The organism is Pandoraea sp. PE-S2R-1, assembly GCF_002179865.1.
In the GTDB taxonomy this organism is placed as follows: domain Bacteria; phylum Pseudomonadota; class Gammaproteobacteria; order Burkholderiales; family Burkholderiaceae; genus Pandoraea.
Map to the genome: position 1 here is coordinate 90170 of NZ_NGUR01000008.1, position 14928 is coordinate 105097.

At 63.1% G+C, this 14928-nt stretch carries 12 protein-coding genes; 5 read left to right on the plus strand and 7 right to left on the minus strand.

Translation table 11 applies throughout. The features are described 5' to 3' along the window. Window positions 1-17: 17 nt before the first annotated feature. Both CDV44_RS07040 and CDV44_RS07045 read left to right on the plus strand, forming a co-directional pair. Complete coding sequence (locus CDV44_RS07040; protein WP_087687363.1) at window positions 18-830, plus strand: MetQ/NlpA family ABC transporter substrate-binding protein; 813 nt, start codon at window positions 18-20, stop codon at window positions 828-830. Window positions 831-1225: 395 nt separating this feature from the next. Further along, window positions 1226-3145, plus strand: a complete 1920-nt coding sequence (locus tag CDV44_RS07045; protein WP_087687364.1) for a GGDEF domain-containing protein — start codon at window positions 1226-1228, stop codon at window positions 3143-3145. A gap of 79 nt (window positions 3146-3224) precedes the next feature. Here the strand turns inward: CDV44_RS07045 and CDV44_RS07050 are convergent, their stop codons facing one another. The 3 genes from CDV44_RS07050 to CDV44_RS07060 all read right to left on the minus strand — a co-directional run bounded on the left by CDV44_RS07050 (window position 3225) and on the right by CDV44_RS07060 (window position 8539). After that, window positions 3225-4841 (minus strand): APC family permease, encoded by a 1617-nt coding sequence (locus CDV44_RS07050; RefSeq protein WP_087687365.1) that lies wholly within the window; start codon window positions 4839-4841, stop codon window positions 3225-3227. Between the two features lie 460 nt (window positions 4842-5301). Further along, the gene (locus CDV44_RS07055) at window positions 5302-6813 is read right to left on the minus strand and encodes an NAD-dependent succinate-semialdehyde dehydrogenase (RefSeq protein WP_087687366.1); all 1512 of its coding nucleotides are present in this window, start codon (window positions 6811-6813) and stop codon (window positions 5302-5304) included. Window positions 6814-6988: 175 nt separating this feature from the next. Continuing rightward, complete coding sequence (locus CDV44_RS07060; RefSeq protein ID WP_087687367.1) at window positions 6989-8539, minus strand: UbiD family decarboxylase; 1551 nt, start codon at window positions 8537-8539, stop codon at window positions 6989-6991. Window positions 8540-9107: 568 nt separating this feature from the next. Between CDV44_RS07060 and CDV44_RS07065 the strand changes: the two genes are divergently transcribed. Continuing rightward, window positions 9108-10163 (plus strand): lytic transglycosylase domain-containing protein, encoded by a 1056-nt coding sequence (locus tag CDV44_RS07065; RefSeq protein ID WP_087687368.1) that lies wholly within the window; start codon window positions 9108-9110, stop codon window positions 10161-10163. A gap of 147 nt (window positions 10164-10310) precedes the next feature. Here CDV44_RS07065 and CDV44_RS07070 read toward each other — a convergent pair whose 3' ends face one another. From CDV44_RS07070 to ribBA, 4 genes are all read right to left on the minus strand, one after another. After that, the gene (locus CDV44_RS07070; protein ID WP_087687369.1) at window positions 10311-11513 is read right to left on the minus strand and encodes a pyridoxal phosphate-dependent aminotransferase; all 1203 of its coding nucleotides are present in this window, start codon (window positions 11511-11513) and stop codon (window positions 10311-10313) included. Between the two features lie 109 nt (window positions 11514-11622). After that, window positions 11623-12072 carry a transcription antitermination factor NusB gene (nusB, locus tag CDV44_RS07075; RefSeq protein WP_058375571.1) on the minus strand — a complete coding sequence of 150 codons (450 nt, stop codon included), beginning with the start codon at window positions 12070-12072 and terminating at the stop codon, window positions 11623-11625. Then, complete coding sequence (gene ribH / locus CDV44_RS07080; RefSeq protein ID WP_058375570.1) at window positions 12072-12587, minus strand: 6,7-dimethyl-8-ribityllumazine synthase; 516 nt, start codon at window positions 12585-12587, stop codon at window positions 12072-12074. The genes nusB and ribH overlap by 1 nt, the downstream gene beginning before the upstream one ends. Before the next feature lie 128 nt (window positions 12588-12715). Beyond that, window positions 12716-13837 carry a bifunctional 3,4-dihydroxy-2-butanone-4-phosphate synthase/GTP cyclohydrolase II gene (gene ribBA, locus CDV44_RS07085; protein ID WP_058375569.1) on the minus strand — a complete coding sequence of 374 codons (1122 nt, stop codon included), beginning with the start codon at window positions 13835-13837 and terminating at the stop codon, window positions 12716-12718. Between the two features lie 163 nt (window positions 13838-14000). On the opposite strand from ribBA, the gene CDV44_RS07090 reads away from it, so the two are divergent. Both CDV44_RS07090 and CDV44_RS07095 read left to right on the plus strand, forming a co-directional pair. Next, window positions 14001-14336 carry a helix-turn-helix transcriptional regulator gene (locus CDV44_RS07090; RefSeq protein ID WP_087687370.1) on the plus strand — a complete coding sequence of 112 codons (336 nt, stop codon included), beginning with the start codon at window positions 14001-14003 and terminating at the stop codon, window positions 14334-14336. Then, window positions 14336-14833: an SRPBCC family protein gene (locus CDV44_RS07095; RefSeq protein ID WP_087687371.1), complete on the plus strand. Its 498-nt coding sequence runs from the start codon at window positions 14336-14338 to the stop codon at window positions 14831-14833. The genes CDV44_RS07090 and CDV44_RS07095 overlap by 1 nt, the downstream gene beginning before the upstream one ends. Window positions 14834-14928 lie beyond the last annotated feature (95 nt).

The window sequence follows — 14928 nt, forward strand, 5'->3', positions numbered from 1 at the left end:
ACGCGGGGGTTTTTCTCATGCAACGTCGTACGATTTTCAAACTGCTGGCCGGTGTGGGTGCCGCCACGGTGTTCGCCACGCAATTCGCCGCACCGGCCGCTGCCGCCGATGCCGTCAACCTGAAGGTCGGTGTGACGGGTGGCCCGCACGCGCAGATTTTCGATGAAGTGAAGAAGGTCGCCGCCAAGAACGGCCTGAATCTCAAGGTCATCGAATTCAGCGACTACGTGCAGCCGAATGCCGCGCTGTCGTCGGGCGATCTCGACGTGAACAGCTACCAGCACCAGCCGTACCTCGACGCGCAGGTGAAGGACCGTGGCTACAAGCTCGTGTCGATCGCCAAGACCGTGATCTTCCCGATGGGCGTGTACTCGAAGAAGATCAAGTCGCTGGCCGACCTGAAGGCCGGCGCCAAGGTGTCGCTGCCGAACGATCCGACCAACGGTGGCCGCGCGTTGCTGCTGCTGCAAAAGAACGGCCTGATCAAGCTGCGCCCCGACGCCGGCCTGAAGGCGACGCCGATCGACGTGATCGAGAACCCGAAGAAGCTGAAGTTCGTGGAACTGGATGCCGCCCAACTGCCGCGCTCGCTCGACGACGTGGAAGTGGCCGTCATCAACACCAACTTCGCCATGGAAGCCGGTCTGAATCCGAAGCGTGATGCCATCGCCATCGAAGATGCCAATGGCCCGTACGCCAACGTGCTCGTCGTGCGCGCGGCCGACAAGGACAAGCCGTGGGTGGCCCAGTTGATCAAGTCGTACCACTCGCCGGAAGTGAAGGCGTTCATCGAGCAGAAGTTTGGCGGCTCGGTGGTGACGGCCTGGTAAGAAAGACGGTCGGCAGACGCTAATGCGATCTCCCGGAACGGCAGCGCTTCACGGCGCTGCCGTTTTTTTTCGTCCGGACGAAAGCGAATCGAGCGCTCGTCTGACAGCCGAAATACCAAGCTCGCGTGTGTGGCAATTCTGACACTGTCATGGTTTTGTCAAATAACGGCGATAGCCTGTGCAGCAAGTAAAAGAGGGTGCCCGCGGGCACCGTCACAAGACGCGGACATGGGCCTGAGAGCAGCTACCGCAAGCGAAGCACGGGGACCGGGCGAGGGCGCTGCATGGCGCACCATCTCGCCCTCGGGGCGCACGCGCGCACGAGGCGGCATGCCCGCACGACGCAATGCTGTTGGCATGACGGGCGCGCACCGCACCGACTTACGGAGTACCAGTTGAACCGTCCCCCGCCTGTAGCGATTCGTCCGTCGGAGCGCTTCGGCGCCCCTGCGGCATCGCACGAAGCACCTCCCACGGCCTCTGCCGCATCGGCTTCCGCTGCGGCCCTCGCTTCCCTCTCCCAATTCGACGAACCCGACGAGAGCGTGTTGCTCGCGCAGTTGTGCGAGGGCATCGGCCTCACCTGCGTGTTCCAGCCGATTATTGACTTTCGCACGTCCGGCATTGCCGGTTACGAAGGGTTGGTGCGCGGCCCGGCCGGTACGGCAATTCATTCGCCATTGGCGCTGTTTGCTGCCGCCCGTCGCCACGGGTTGAGTGGCCCGCTGGAACTGGCGTGCCGCCGCACGGTGCTGCGCGGGTTCGTCGATCAGGATCTGCCCGAACGGCTGTTTCTGAACATCGGGCCGGTGACGCGGGCTCAGCCGGGCGGTGGTGTGACTGAGTCGCTCGGGTTGGATGAAACGTTTGCCATGCTGCAATCGTTCCGTCTGCCGCCCGAGCGCGTGGTGCTCGAACTGACCGAACATGCGCCGACGCTCGATATCGCGAGCACGCGGGCGTCGCTCACGGCGTATCGGGCGCTCGGCTTCGAAGTGGCGCTGGACGACATGGGGGAGGGCTACGCGAGCTTGCGGCTGTGGTCGGAACTGCGCCCCGATTACGTCAAGATCGACCGGCATTTCGTCGACGGCATCGACAGCGACACGGTCAAACTTCAGTTCGTGCGCTCCATGCGCCAGATCGCCGAGACGAGCGGCACGCGCGTCATTGCAGAAGGGATCGAACACGCCGAAGAGCTTCAGGTGGTGCGCGATCTCGGTATTTTTCTCGGCCAAGGCTATTTCATCGCACGCCCGGAAGCGCAACCGCAACGGGCGATTACGACGAGTGTGCAGGAGGTCGTGAACGAGCGGCGCGCGTATGTGCATCAGCAACCGAGTCAGCTTGGTGCGGGCAACGTGACGCTGGAACGCATTGCGTCGTACGTTGCCCCCGTGTCGCCGGACACGCGCAGCGAAGACGTAGTGGCGCGTTTCGAGAGCGATCCGGCGCTGGAAGTGCTGCCGGTGGTGGAGCGCGACCGCGCGGTGGGCCTGATCGGACGCGCCTCGTTGATCGGCCGTTTTGCGCGGCCTTTCACGCGCGAACTGTATGGGCGCAAGCCGTGTTCGGCGGTGATGGAACCGCGCCCGCTCACGTTCGACAAAGCCGCACGCGTGGAAGACCTGAGCCGCATGATCGCCGAGGGTGCCAGCCGCCAAATTACGGCCGGGTTCATCGTGACCGATCAGGGGCGTTATTTCGGCGTCGCGCAGGGGCATGCGCTCATGCGGCATATCACCGACATGCAGCTCGATGCGGCGCGTTACGCGAATCCGCTGACGCTGCTGCCGGGCAATGTGCCGATCGACGACTATATGGATCGCATGATCGGCGAGCGTCAGTCGTTTCACGCCTGCTATGTCGATCTGGATAACTTCAAGCCGTTCAACGACGTGTTCGGTTACCGGCGCGGCGACGATTTGATTCAACTGGTGGCGCGTGTGCTGATGGCGGTGCGTAATCCCGAACGCGATTTTCTCGGACACATCGGCGGCGACGATTTTCTGATCCTGTTTCGCAGCCCCGACTGGGAAGCGCGTTGCCGCGAAGCCCTCACGCGGTTCGGCGAGGCGGTGACCGAATACTTCCATCCCGATCAGATCGCAGCGGGGGGCTTCGAGGCGGAAGACCGGCGCGGCATGGTGATCTTTCACCCGATCACGAGTCTGTCGATCGGTGTGGTGGCGGTCACGCCGGAGAGTTTTCCGTCGCACGTGGAAGTCTCGGCCGCCGCGGCCGATGCGAAGAAAATGGCCAAGCGCGCGCTCGGCAACAGCCTGTTTATCGAGCGGCGTCGCGCGCATCGGTGAGATCGGAAGCGATCGCAAGACGAAAAAAAGCCCGCCGGTGTGGCGGGCTTTTTCTTTGCGGCGTCAGAACGTCACTGTCTCAGTGTGACAGCGCCGGCATGCCGTCCATGCTCGCGGCGTCCTGCTCGCGCTCTTCATCCAGATACGGCGTGCGCCAGCCCGAGCGCACCCCCCAGTGGTAGAACGCCAGCGAAAGCGCGCCGACGATGACCATGTCCCAGCCGTAAGGCAGTACGCCGAGGCCACCGAATTCCTTGCTGCCGATATACGAGAGCAGCGCCATCATCGGCAGATATCCAATCAGCCACCACGACGCCTTGAGGTCGTGACCGAAGCCCTTCCACTTGTCCCGCGCCTGATAGTAGAAGTACACCGGCAGGGCGACGACCACCAACACGATGATTTCGCCGGTCAGCGGCCAACGGGCCCAGTACAAAATCAGCGACGCGCACACGAATGCGAACGGCGCGATGAGCGACAGGCCCGGCAGGCGCAGCGGACGATGCAGCTCCGGCGCTGCTTGGCGCAGGGCCATGACGCTGATCGGGCCCGTCAGGTACGAGATCACGGTAGCGACCGAGATCACGGCGGCCAGCGTATCCCAGCCGCGGAAGAAGAACATGAACACGAACGAGATGGCGAGGTTGAACCACATCGCCGGTCGTGGCACGCCATAGAGCGGATGCACGCGCCCGAAGATCGCGGGCATCGTGCGGTTGCGCTCCATCGCATAGATCATGCGGCTGGTGGTCGCCATATACGTGGTGCCCGTGCCGCTCGGGCTCAGGAAGGCGTCGAAATAGAGCACGATCGCCAGCCAGTTCAGGCCCAGCGCAATCGCCAGTTCGGCGAACGGCGAGCTGAAGCTCACCATGTGCCAGCCGCCTTTGAGCTGCTCGGGCGAGAGCGCGCCGATGTAGGCGACTTGCAGCAACAGATAGATGACGGTGGCGAGCAGGATCGAGCCGACCACGGCGAACGGGATGCTGCGACCCGGGTCGCGCGCTTCACCGGCCAGATTCACCGGACTCTGGAAACCGTTGAACGCGAACACGATGCCCGAGGTGGCCACGGCGGTGAGCACGGCCGACATGCCGTTCGGGGCAAAGCCGCCATGCTCGGCAATGTTGAAGTTGCCCGGATGGAAGCCCGCGATGATGAGACCGGCGATGGTGAGCGCCGGAATCGCGAACTTGAACAGCGTGATCGCCGTGTTGGCGCGGGCGAACAGCTTCACGCCCCAGTAATTCAGCATGAAATACACGATCACGAGCAGGGCGGATAACAACAGGCCGCTGGTAGTGAGGGTGCCGTCGACGAACAACTGGTGTGCCCAGTCGTACGGCCACGTGCTCATGTACTGGATCGAGGCCTCGGCTTCGATCGGAATGACCGAGACGATGGCGATCCAGTTGGCCCACGCCGCGATAAAGCCGACGAGGCTGCCGTGCGAGTAGCGCGAGTAACGGACCATGCCGCCCGATTCGGGGAACATGGCGCCGAGTTCGGCATAGGTGAGAGCGATGGCCAGAATGACGACGGCGCCGATGATCCAGGCCAAAAGGGCCGCAGGTCCGGCGATCTTCGCCGCCTTCCAGGCACCGAACAACCAGCCGGAGCCGATGATCGAGCCAAGACCCGTCAACATCAGGGCGAACGGCCCGATGTTGCGCATGAGGGATGGGTTGTTATCCATTCGATGTCTTCTCCACGCCCGGGGGGAGCAACACGCCAGCACCGATGAGGGCGGGTTGGCGAGTTACGCGAGGGCGGACAAACCGTCGGCAGGCCGGATGTCATCACAGGGCGTGACGACGCGGGGGGCGGCGCTTCCGGACGTGACTTCTGTTGATCGGACTTCGCGAATTCTGCTCTGGCCCTTCGCCACACACCGGCGTATTTCCGGCGGCGATTTTGCGGGTTTCGCAGGTGTATCGGAGGCAAGCCGTTACACAGAGCGAAATGAGGGTCGGAGTCGCTGTTCGCGAAAAAAGCGCGATTCTACCCGAGGCCGTGTCCATCTGTGGGACTTTGTAACACTTTCGACATTGCCGGCTGATGCACGACATTTCGTAGAAATGCGTGCAAGCCAGCGATGGCGCGGTTCTCAGAGCGGGACAACGCCTATTACAAAGTATTAAAGGGTCGGATGATCGTCACGTCGACGCGAGGCAGAGATACTTCATTTCAAGGTACTCGTCGATGCCGTATTTCGACCCCTCGCGCCCCAGACCGGATTGTTTGACACCTCCGAACGGCGCGACTTCGTTCGAGATCAGTCCGGTGTTGATGCCGACCATGCCGGCTTCGAGCGCTTCGGCGACCCGCCAGACCCGTGCGACGTCACGGGCGAAGAAGTACGACGCCAACCCGAAATCGGTCGAGTTGGCGAGGCGGATGCCGTCGGCTTCGTCCTTGAAGCGGAACACCGGGGCGAGCGGCCCGAAGGTTTCTTCCTGTGCGACGAGCATGTCGGCACTGGCGTCGGCCACCACGGTCGGGGCGAAGAAGCGGCCATGCAGCACCTTGCCGCCGACGGTGACGCGCCCGCCCTTGCTGACCGCATCCGCAACGTGGCGCTCCACCTTCTCGACGGCGGCGTCTTCGATCAGAGGGCCGACGGCCACGCCCGGTTCGAAGCCGTTACCTACGCGGAGTTTGCCCACGGCGGCGGTGAGCTTCTCGACGAAGGCGTCGTAGATACCGTCCTGCGCGTAGATGCGGTTTGCGCACACGCAGGTCTGACCGGCATTGCGGAATTTGGAGGCAATGCAGCCTTCGACGGCGGCATCCACGTCGGCGTCGTCAAAGACGAGGAACGGCGCGAGCCCGCCCAGTTCGAGGGCCACCTTCTTGATCGTGGGGGCGCATTGCTCCATCAACTTGGCGCCGACCGGTGTGGAACCGGTAAATGACAGGTGACGTACGCGGGGGCTGGCCGTGAGCACGTCGCCTACGTCGCCGGAGTGCTTCGACGTCACGACGTTGAAGACACCCTTGGGCAGTCCGGCGCGCTCGGCCAGTTCGGCAAGCGCCAAGGCCGAGAGCGGGGTGAGCCGGGCTGGCTTCACGACGATCGTGCACCCGGCGGCAATGGCCGGGGCGATCTTGCGCGTGATCATCGCGATGGGGAAGTTCCACGGCGTGATCGAGACGCACACGCCGATGGGCTGCTTGATGACGAACATGCGCTTGCCGCCTTCGGGCGAACTGAGCACGTCGCCGTTCACGCGCTTGGCCTCTTCGGCAAACCACTCGATGAACGAGGCGCCGTAGGCGACTTCGCCCTTGGCTTCGGCCAGCGGCTTGCCTTGCTCTGCGGTCATGATGGCGCCGAGATCGTCCTGCGCCTGCATGATCAATTCGAACCAGCGGCGCATGATGCGGGCGCGCTCCTTGCCGGTCTTGCCGCGCCAGTCGGGCAGGGCGGTTTCGGCGGCGACGAGGGCTCGCTCGGTTTCCTTGGCGCCGAGATCGGCCACATGGGCGATTTCGGCATCGGTGGCCGGGTCGGCAACGGCGAAGGTGGCGTGGGAGTCGGCAGGGGTCCATGCGCCGTCGATGTAGGCGTCGGACTTGAGTAGGCCGGGGTCTTTCAGGCGGCTGAGGGCGGGGTGCTTCTGATGGGGGGAATGCGTGGACTGGGGGGAATGCGGGGGGTGCGACACGATAGCTCTCCTCTCGATATCCGGCAGCGCTGCCTATATATAGACAGGGGCGCTGCTCGGGGACGGAAACGGATACGGCTTGTCGGTGCGTCAGTACGTCAATACGTCGGTCGCCAGCTTACTCCAATGTCACTCGCGCTTTGTGACGGCGCGAGTGACCCGGAGTCAGTGGGGCTTACAGGCCGAGGTTTTTATATAGCGTGGCCATCCGAGCGTCGACGTCTGCGGTCATTCCGATGGGACGCCCCCACTCGCGGGAAGTTTCACCGGGCCACTTGTTGGTGGCGTCGATGCCCATCTTGGAGCCCAGACCGGCCACGGGCGAGGCGAAGTCGAGATAGTCGATGGGCGTCTGGTCCACGAGCGTGGTGTCGCGGGTCGGATCGACGCGCGTCGTGATCGCCCAGATCACTTCCTTCCAGTCGCGGATATCGACGTCCTCGTCGACCACGACGATGAACTTCGTATACATGAACTGGCGCAGGAAACTCCACACACCGAACATCACCCGCTTGGCGTGGCCGGCATAGGCCTTCTTCATCTGCACGATGGCCATGCGGTAGCTGCAACCTTCTGGCGGCAGGTAGAAGTCGGTGATCTCCGGAAACTGCTTTTGCAGCAGCGGCACGAACACTTCATTGAGCGCGACGCCCAGCACGGCCGGTTCGTCGGGCGGTTTGCCCGTGTAGGTCGAGTGGTAGACGGCGTTGCGGCGCATCGTGATGCGCTCGATAGTGAACACCGGAAACCACTCCTGCTCGTTGTAATAGCCGGTGTGATCGCCGTAAGGCCCTTCGAGGGCGTGGGCGTAACCGGCGGTCGCGCCGCGCGAGGGCGGCGGCGGGGCACCCTTCGGCACTTCGGGCGGCTGATCCGACGGATAGATAAAGCCTTCGAGCACGATCTCGGCGCGGGCCGGCACGCGCAACGATTCCAGCCCCGGGGTCAGGCACTTGCCCAACTCCGTGCGGCTGCCGCGCAGCAGACCGGCGAATTGATACTCCGAGAGCGTATCGGGCACCGGCGTGACTGCGCCGAGCATGGTGGCCGGGTCGGCGCCCAGTGCCACGGCAATCGGGAACGGTTTGCCGGGGTTCGCCTGCGCAAACTCACGGAAGTCGAGCGCGCCGCCGCGATGCGCGAGCCAGCGCATGATGACTTGATTGCGGCCGATGACCTGCTGGCGGTAGATGCCCAGATTCTGGCGCTTGCGGTGCGGGCCCTTGGTAATGACGAGTCCCCAAGTAATCAGGGGGGCGGCGTCGCCGGGCCAGCACGTCTGAATCGGCAGACGCGCGAGATCCACGTCGTCGCCTTCCCAGACGATCTCCTGAGACACTGGACTGCTGACTTCTTTCGGTGCCATATCCCAAACTGCCTTGGCCATGCTGAGCAATTTACCCGCGTCTTTCAGGCCGCGAGGCGGTTCGGGTTCCTTGAGTGTCGAAAGAAGCTGACCGAGTTCGCGCAGCGAGCCCAGTGCGTTTTCCCCTTTTTCGACGCCCATGCCGAGCGCCACTCGTTCAGGGGTGCCAAACAAGTTGGCGAGCACGGGCATGTCGTAACCGGTCGGCCGCTCGAACCAGAGCGCGGGGCCGCCCGCCTTGAGTACGCGATCGGCCAGCGCCGTCATCTCCAGCACCGGCGAGACAGGCACGTCTACACGACGAAGCTGCCCGGATCGCTCCAGTTGCGTGGTGAAGTCACGAAGATCGAGATATTTCATGAAACAAACGGTTACCAAAAAATTTTTACGGAATTCATACAGGCGCTGAAAACGACCGTTCGAATTCGCGGAAGGGCGGGTTTTTGCCCCGTAAACGCAGGCTAGTGCGGGCCATTCTACCGTTCGGAAGCCTGAAACGACACGGCAAAACACCTGTTACAAATTACTTTTAGTAATGATTTTTCTAATTTATAGTATTGACGGATTATATATCGCTGCTACAATCCGCCCGTTGAATCCAGAAAGGCGGCTTCGATGACGGGTAGGCCAACCCGATCGAGCTTAGCGACAACTACAACATCGACGTGGATTTTCAGTGGCTGGTTTTCTCACCGAGGTCGGGAAGCCAGTGTTTTAGGAAGCAGCGCGAGCGATAGCTCGTCAGCGCCGGGGACCGAACAGGTCGGCGCGCTGCGGCGGTAGTGGCATCGTTGATGACAAACACGGTGCACCGCCTTTTTCCCTATGCCGTAAATGAGCGCTTCACGGAATGCCTGGCGGGCATCCCGGCTCGTTTCCTTACGCCGCGGGACCACCCCGTGGTGACGGCGTAACCGGAGTACGCAGTATGAAGAAGTCTGGTTTATCACCCTGGCTACTGGCCGCTGTCCGTGCGCTGCAAGCGCGTGGCGTGGCAACGGTAGCCGCGGCTCGCCGCGATTGGCGTCGCCTCGCGTGGCATGGCGGTCGTGTTGGACTGTATACGTCCAGCGCTGTCGGTCTTGTCGCCGTGGTCGGTACGCTCGCGTTGTGGGCCCGACCGACGTGGCGCGCCGATCTGGCGTCGCGTGTCGGTCCGCTGATCGAAGCAGCCACCGGGTCGGCCAATGCGGCCAATCACGGCGGTGCGAACGGCAGCACCGTGGCGCAGGGCATGCCCTCCGACGCCACGATGATGGCGCAAGCCGCACAACACGTGCCCTCGGCAGCAGTTCTCGCTGCCTATATCCCGAACCAGCGCGTGGCAGCCGATGCCCGTGCCGGCAAGGTGCTCGACACGCGCGAACAAGTCGCCGTGGGCGATTATCTGGCCCGCCGTTATCGCGTGGCCGGCGACGTGACGGGTAACCTCGTGCGCGCCGCTTACACGACGGGCAAGGAAGTGGGTCTCGACCCGCTGCTGTTGCTGGCGGTCATGGCGATCGAATCGGGTTTCAACCCGTATGCCGAAAGCACCGTTGGCGCCCAGGGCCTCATGCAGGTCATGTCGAAGGTGCATCAGGACAAGCTGGAATACTTCGGCGGTCCGGAAGCGGCACTGCATCCGCTCGCCAACATCAAGGTCGGCGCGCTGATTCTGAAGGAATGCATCGCACGTGGCGGTTCGCTCGCCGGTGGCCTGCGCCTGTATGTCGGCTCGACCAGTGCGGGCGACGGCGGCTACGGTGCGAAGGTGCTCGCCGAGCGTGATCGTCTGCGTGGTGTGGCCATGGGCCGCAAGATCTCGCCGAACGCGCCGCAAGCGCCGGTGATCGTCAGCGCTGCAAAGCCTGTGACCAAGCCGGTCTCGGCAGGCAAGGCTGATGAGTCGGCCGCGGAATCCGCACCGGCACCGAGCGTGTCGGCAACCGGCAAGGCCGCCGCTGCCAAGCCGCTCGAAGCGGATGACAGCACGGCAGCCTGAGCGAACTCCGCTCTGATGCACGATGGCCAGTGCATCGCCGCCCGGAACGCATCGCTCTCTATATAGAAGGGGATGCGGACCAACAAAAAACCCATCGAAGCGATTCGATGGGTTTTTTGTTTTTGGTGAGCCTTAGGGGGCTTTAGATCAGCCGCCGGTGAAGACCCGTTCGATACGGCCCATGGCCTCGCGCAGCTTCTCGAGCGACGTGGCGTACGACAGCCGGATGTACTTGCGGGGTTCGGCAAAACCGAAGTCCAGTCCCGGCACCAGCACGACATCCGCCTGTTGCAGCAGCGCTTGCGTGAGGCGGTCGCTGTCGCCAGCGTCCGGATGCTGCACGCCCGAGCAGTCGGCGTAGACGTAAAACGCGCCGTCCGGCATGACGGGCACCTTGAAGCCGAGTCGTTCAAGTGCCGGCACCACATAGTCGCGGCGATGGCGGAAGGCATCCTTGCGGGCTTCGTAAATCGCCAGCGTGTCGGGGCGGAAGCAGGCGATCGCTGCATGCTGCGCAACCGCCGACGGGCAGATGAACAAATTCTGCGAGAGCTTCTCGAACGTCGGCACCAGCGAGGGCGGCACAACCAGCCAGCCCAGACGCCATCCCGTCATATTGAAATACTTCGAGAAGCTGCTCACCACCAGCACGTCATCGCCGAAGCTCAGTGCCGTGGTGGCCTTGCCGTCGTAACTCAGCCCCTGATAAATCTCGTCGACCAGCGTAAAGCCACCGCGCGCCCGTACCGATTTGACGATGCGGCCCAGCTCGGCGGTTTCGATCGACGTGCCGGTCGGGTTTGACGGCGAAGCCAGCAACACGCCACGTGTCGCCGGGCCCCAGTGCGATTCGATACGCTCGGCGGTCAGTTGAAAACGCTCGGCAGGGCCGGACGGAATCAGCACCGGTTTGCCGTCGAACGTCGACACGAAGTGCCGGTTGCACGGGTAGCACGGGTCTGGCATCAGCACCTCGTCACCCACGCCGACCAGTGCGGCACAAGCGAGTACGAGTGCCGCAGAAGCACCCGCCGTCACGACGATGCGCGACGGGTCGACCTCAACCCCGTAGTAACTACGGTAGTAGTCGGAGATGGCTTCGCGCAGCGCGGGCAATCCCATCGCGCTGGTGTACTGGGTGCGCCCGTCTCTCATCGCCTTCGCCGCGGCCTCGATCACTTGCTCGGGCGCGGTGAAATCGGGCTCGCCAATGCCCATGTGGATGACGTCGTGTCCGGCCTTTTCACGCAGGGCGGCTTGTTTGGCAAGCTCCATGACGTGGAACGGCGCGATGTCGTCGACACGTTGTGCCAGTTTCAGCGCGGGGGCGAGGTCGGGCGTACGGTCCATGTTGGCGGGGGGCGGATGGAGAGGGTGGAGGGGGGATGCAGCGGGGAGAACTGGCGGGAATTCGCCGGCGCACATGGGTGCTGACGAATTCCCGGGACTTCAGACGCTATCAGGCGCTCTTGCCGCGTCCGCCGCGATTGGCGGCGACTTCGTCCGGGCGCACTTCGGCCGAGAACTTGTCGAGCACACCGTTCACGTAACGGAAGCCTTCCACGCCGCCAAAGGTCTTGGCCAACTCCACTGCCTCGTTGATCACCACGCGGTACGGAATGTCCAGGTGGTGAATCAGTTCGTAGGCACCGAGCACGAGCACCCCGTGCTCGACCGGCGACAGCTCGGCTGCCGGACGGTCAAGGTACGGTTGCAGTTGCAGCGACAAGGCATCCGCTTCACGGATGCTGCCATGGAGCAGGGCATCCAGGTGGGCGCGGTCAGCCTTGTCGTAGCCCGGGGTGGTGCGCAGGTGCGCATCGATCTCACCCGCGTGGTCGCGCGAGAGCAGCCATTGATACAACCCTTGCAGCGCAAATTCGCGCGCGCGGCGGCGAGCACTCTTCATTACCGATCTTCCTCTTCTTCGTCTTCGTCTTCATCCGCTTCGTCGTCGCCGTTCAGTACATCCAGGGCTTCGAGCAAATTGGCCATTTCCACCGCCACGCGGGCCGCATCGCGACCCTTCTCGGCGGCGCGCACTTCGGCCTGTTCGTCGTTTTCGGTCGTCAGCACCGCGTTAGCGATGGGAATACCGAAATCGAGGCCGATGCGCGTAATGCCGGCACCGCTTTCGTTCGAGACCAGCTCGAAGTGGTACGTTTCGCCGCGAATCACCGCGCCCAGCGCGATGAGTGCGTCGAACTGACCGCTTTCGGCCATCTTCTGCAATGCCAGCGGGATTTCCAGTGCGCCGGGCACCGACACGAGCAGCACGTCTTCGCCGTCGACACCCAGACGGTCGAGTTCGGCGATGGCGGCGTCACGCAATGCCGTGCAAACCGCATCGTTGAAACGCGCCTGCACGATGCCCACGCGAAGGCCTTCACCGTCGAGTTCCGGCTGGTATTGTCCGATGTCCATAATGGGCTTCCTTAAAAAAGTACCGTCCAGGCGGTGCGGCCTACGTTGTGCCAGCGGGCCCGCGAGGAGCGCCGCTCGGCGTTGTCATACCCCCGCCGTCAGACGGCGGGGCAATGATTCAATGTTGCTCAGGCAACTTCGGCGCCGGGCATCGGCTGGAAGCCGGTGACCTCAAGGCCATAACCTGCCATGTTCGGAATCTTGCGCGGGCTGGAGAGCACTCGCATTTTACCGACACCCAGCTCGCGCAGGATCTGCGCGCCGACGCCGTGCGTCCGGAAGTCCACCGGGCGACGCTTGGCGCGCGCGGCCTTCTCGGTTTCGTCGAGGGCTTCGAACTGGCCAAACAGATGGTCGGGCGTTTCCACGCAATTCAGCAGCACGACCACACCCTTGCCGTTTTCCGCAATGGCTTTCATCGCACCGGCGAGCGTCCACGAGTGGGTCGACACACCGGTTTCGAGCAGATCGAGCACGGACAGCGGCTCGTGCACGCGCACCAGCGTTTCGTCGTCCGGCGACGGCGTGCCGCGCACCAGCGCGAGATGCGGGTTGCCGCTCGGCTTGTCGCGGTACAGCGTTGCCTGGAACGGACCCCATGCCGTTTGCATTTCGCGCGTGGCAACCGTCTCGATCATCGATTCGGTGCGGCTGCGGTAATGGATCAGATCGACGATGGTGCCGATCTTGATGTCGTGTTGCTCGGCGAACACCAGCAGTTCCGGCAGGCGTGCCATCGTGCCGTCGTCGTTCATGATCTCGCAGATCACAGCGGCGGGCGTGAGACCGGCCATCGCTGTCAGATCGCAGCCGGCTTCGGTGTGACCCGCGCGGACCAGCACGCCACCCGGTTGCGCCATGATCGGGAACACGTGGCCCGGCTGGACGATGTCTTCCGGGCGCGCTTCCTTGGCAATCGCGGTCTTGACGGTATAAGCGCGGTCGGCGGCCGAAATGCCGGTGGTCACGCCCTCGGCAGCTTCGATCGACAGCGTGAAGGCGGTGCCGTACTGCGTGCCGTTGCGATAGGTCATCAACGGCAGGTTCAGTTGCTTGCAGCGCGCCTGCGTGAGCGTGAGGCAAATCAGCCCGCGCCCGTACTTCGCCATGAAATTGATGGCTTCCGGGGTTGCGAACTCAGCTGCCATGACGAGATCGCCCTCGTTCTCGCGATCTTCTTCATCGACGAGGACAACCATGCGGCCGGCCTTGAGCTCGGCAATGATTTCTTCTGTAGTGGCCAACGGCATAGCGGGCAACGCGGGGGCTGAATTTGGAAAGGCTCTATTCTACGCCAAGCCGGTGCACGGCTGCGCCCGATTCTCGTGTCGAATCGCCCTGAAAACCGGCAATCAAGGACATTTGAAAACAAAGGTCTTGACCTAAGTAATGTCGATCACTATAGTTAGGCACATGACTAACCATTCCATCCCTCTCGATCGGGTCTTTCAGGCGCTCTCCGATCCAACACGCCGGGCGGTGGTCGAACGTCTGACGTTCGGTCCGGCGTCGGTGAGCGAGCTGGCGCAACCGTTTTCGATGGCGTTGCCGTCGTTCTCGCAGCACCTGAAGCTGCTTGAGGAGTGCGGGCTGGTCGTGTCAACCAAAGCGGGCCGCGTGCGCACCTATGCGCTCGAGACCGAAACGTTGGCGAGCGCGCAGGACTGGCTGCAATTGCAGCGCGACAAGTGGACGCGCCGGCTCGATCAACTCGACAACTACCTGTTGCAGATGAAGGAGACACCCTAATGAGCCATGCCAATCTTTTCTCGGTCGACCCCAAACTCGATCTGGTGCTTGAACGCTATGTCGATGTGCCGTGCGAGCGTGTCTGGGCGGCATGGACGCAGCCGGAACATCTCAAGAAGTGGTTCACTCCAGCGCCGTGGCAGACCGTCGAGTGCGAGATCGATCTGCGCCCGGGCGGTCTTTTTCATACCGTGATGCGCTCGCCGGAGGGGCAGCAATTCCCCAACGTCGGCTGCTATCTGGAAGTGGAGGAGAACTCGCGCCTCGTGTGGACCAACGCAGTGCTGCCGGGTTTTCGTCCCGCGCCTGCGCCGGTGGCCGAACATGGCGGCTTCCACTTCACGGCGGCGGTGTTGATGGAGGCGCATGGCAAGGGCACCCGTTACACGGCGATCGCGATGCATGGCGACGAGGCCACGCGTGCGCAGCACGAAGCGATGGGCTTCCACGACGGTTGGGGCAAGGCGCTCGATCAGTTGGTCGAACTGATGAAGTGACGCTGATGCGCGCGCGTTGAAATGAAAAAGGGGACACGCGAAAACGTGTCCCCTTTTTGCACTCAGGCCTTATCGCTCACATGACGTGCCGACGT

Excerpts from the sequence above, each read along its gene's own strand:
- CDV44_RS07040 (WP_087687363.1), top strand. The coding sequence starts at position 18 with ATGCAACGTCGTACGATTTTCAAACTGCTGGCCGGTGTGGGTGCCGCC.
- CDV44_RS07050 (WP_087687365.1), bottom strand. The coding sequence starts at position 4,841 with ATGGATAACAACCCATCCCTCATGCGCAACATCGGGCCGTTCGCCCTG.
- CDV44_RS07060 (WP_087687367.1), bottom strand. The coding sequence starts at position 8,539 with ATGAAATATCTCGATCTTCGTGACTTCACCACGCAACTGGAGCGATCC.
- CDV44_RS07065 (WP_087687368.1), top strand. The coding sequence starts at position 9,108 with ATGAAGAAGTCTGGTTTATCACCCTGGCTACTGGCCGCTGTCCGTGCG.
- CDV44_RS07070 (WP_087687369.1), bottom strand. The coding sequence starts at position 11,513 with ATGGACCGTACGCCCGACCTCGCCCCCGCGCTGAAACTGGCACAACGT.
- nusB (WP_058375571.1), bottom strand. The coding sequence starts at position 12,072 with ATGAAGAGTGCTCGCCGCCGCGCGCGCGAATTTGCGCTGCAAGGGTTG.
- ribH (WP_058375570.1), bottom strand. The coding sequence starts at position 12,587 with ATGGACATCGGACAATACCAGCCGGAACTCGACGGTGAAGGCCTTCGC.
- ribBA (WP_058375569.1), bottom strand. The coding sequence starts at position 13,837 with ATGCCGTTGGCCACTACAGAAGAAATCATTGCCGAGCTCAAGGCCGGC.
- CDV44_RS07090 (WP_087687370.1), top strand. The coding sequence starts at position 14,001 with ATGACTAACCATTCCATCCCTCTCGATCGGGTCTTTCAGGCGCTCTCC.
- CDV44_RS07095 (WP_087687371.1), top strand. The coding sequence starts at position 14,336 with ATGAGCCATGCCAATCTTTTCTCGGTCGACCCCAAACTCGATCTGGTG.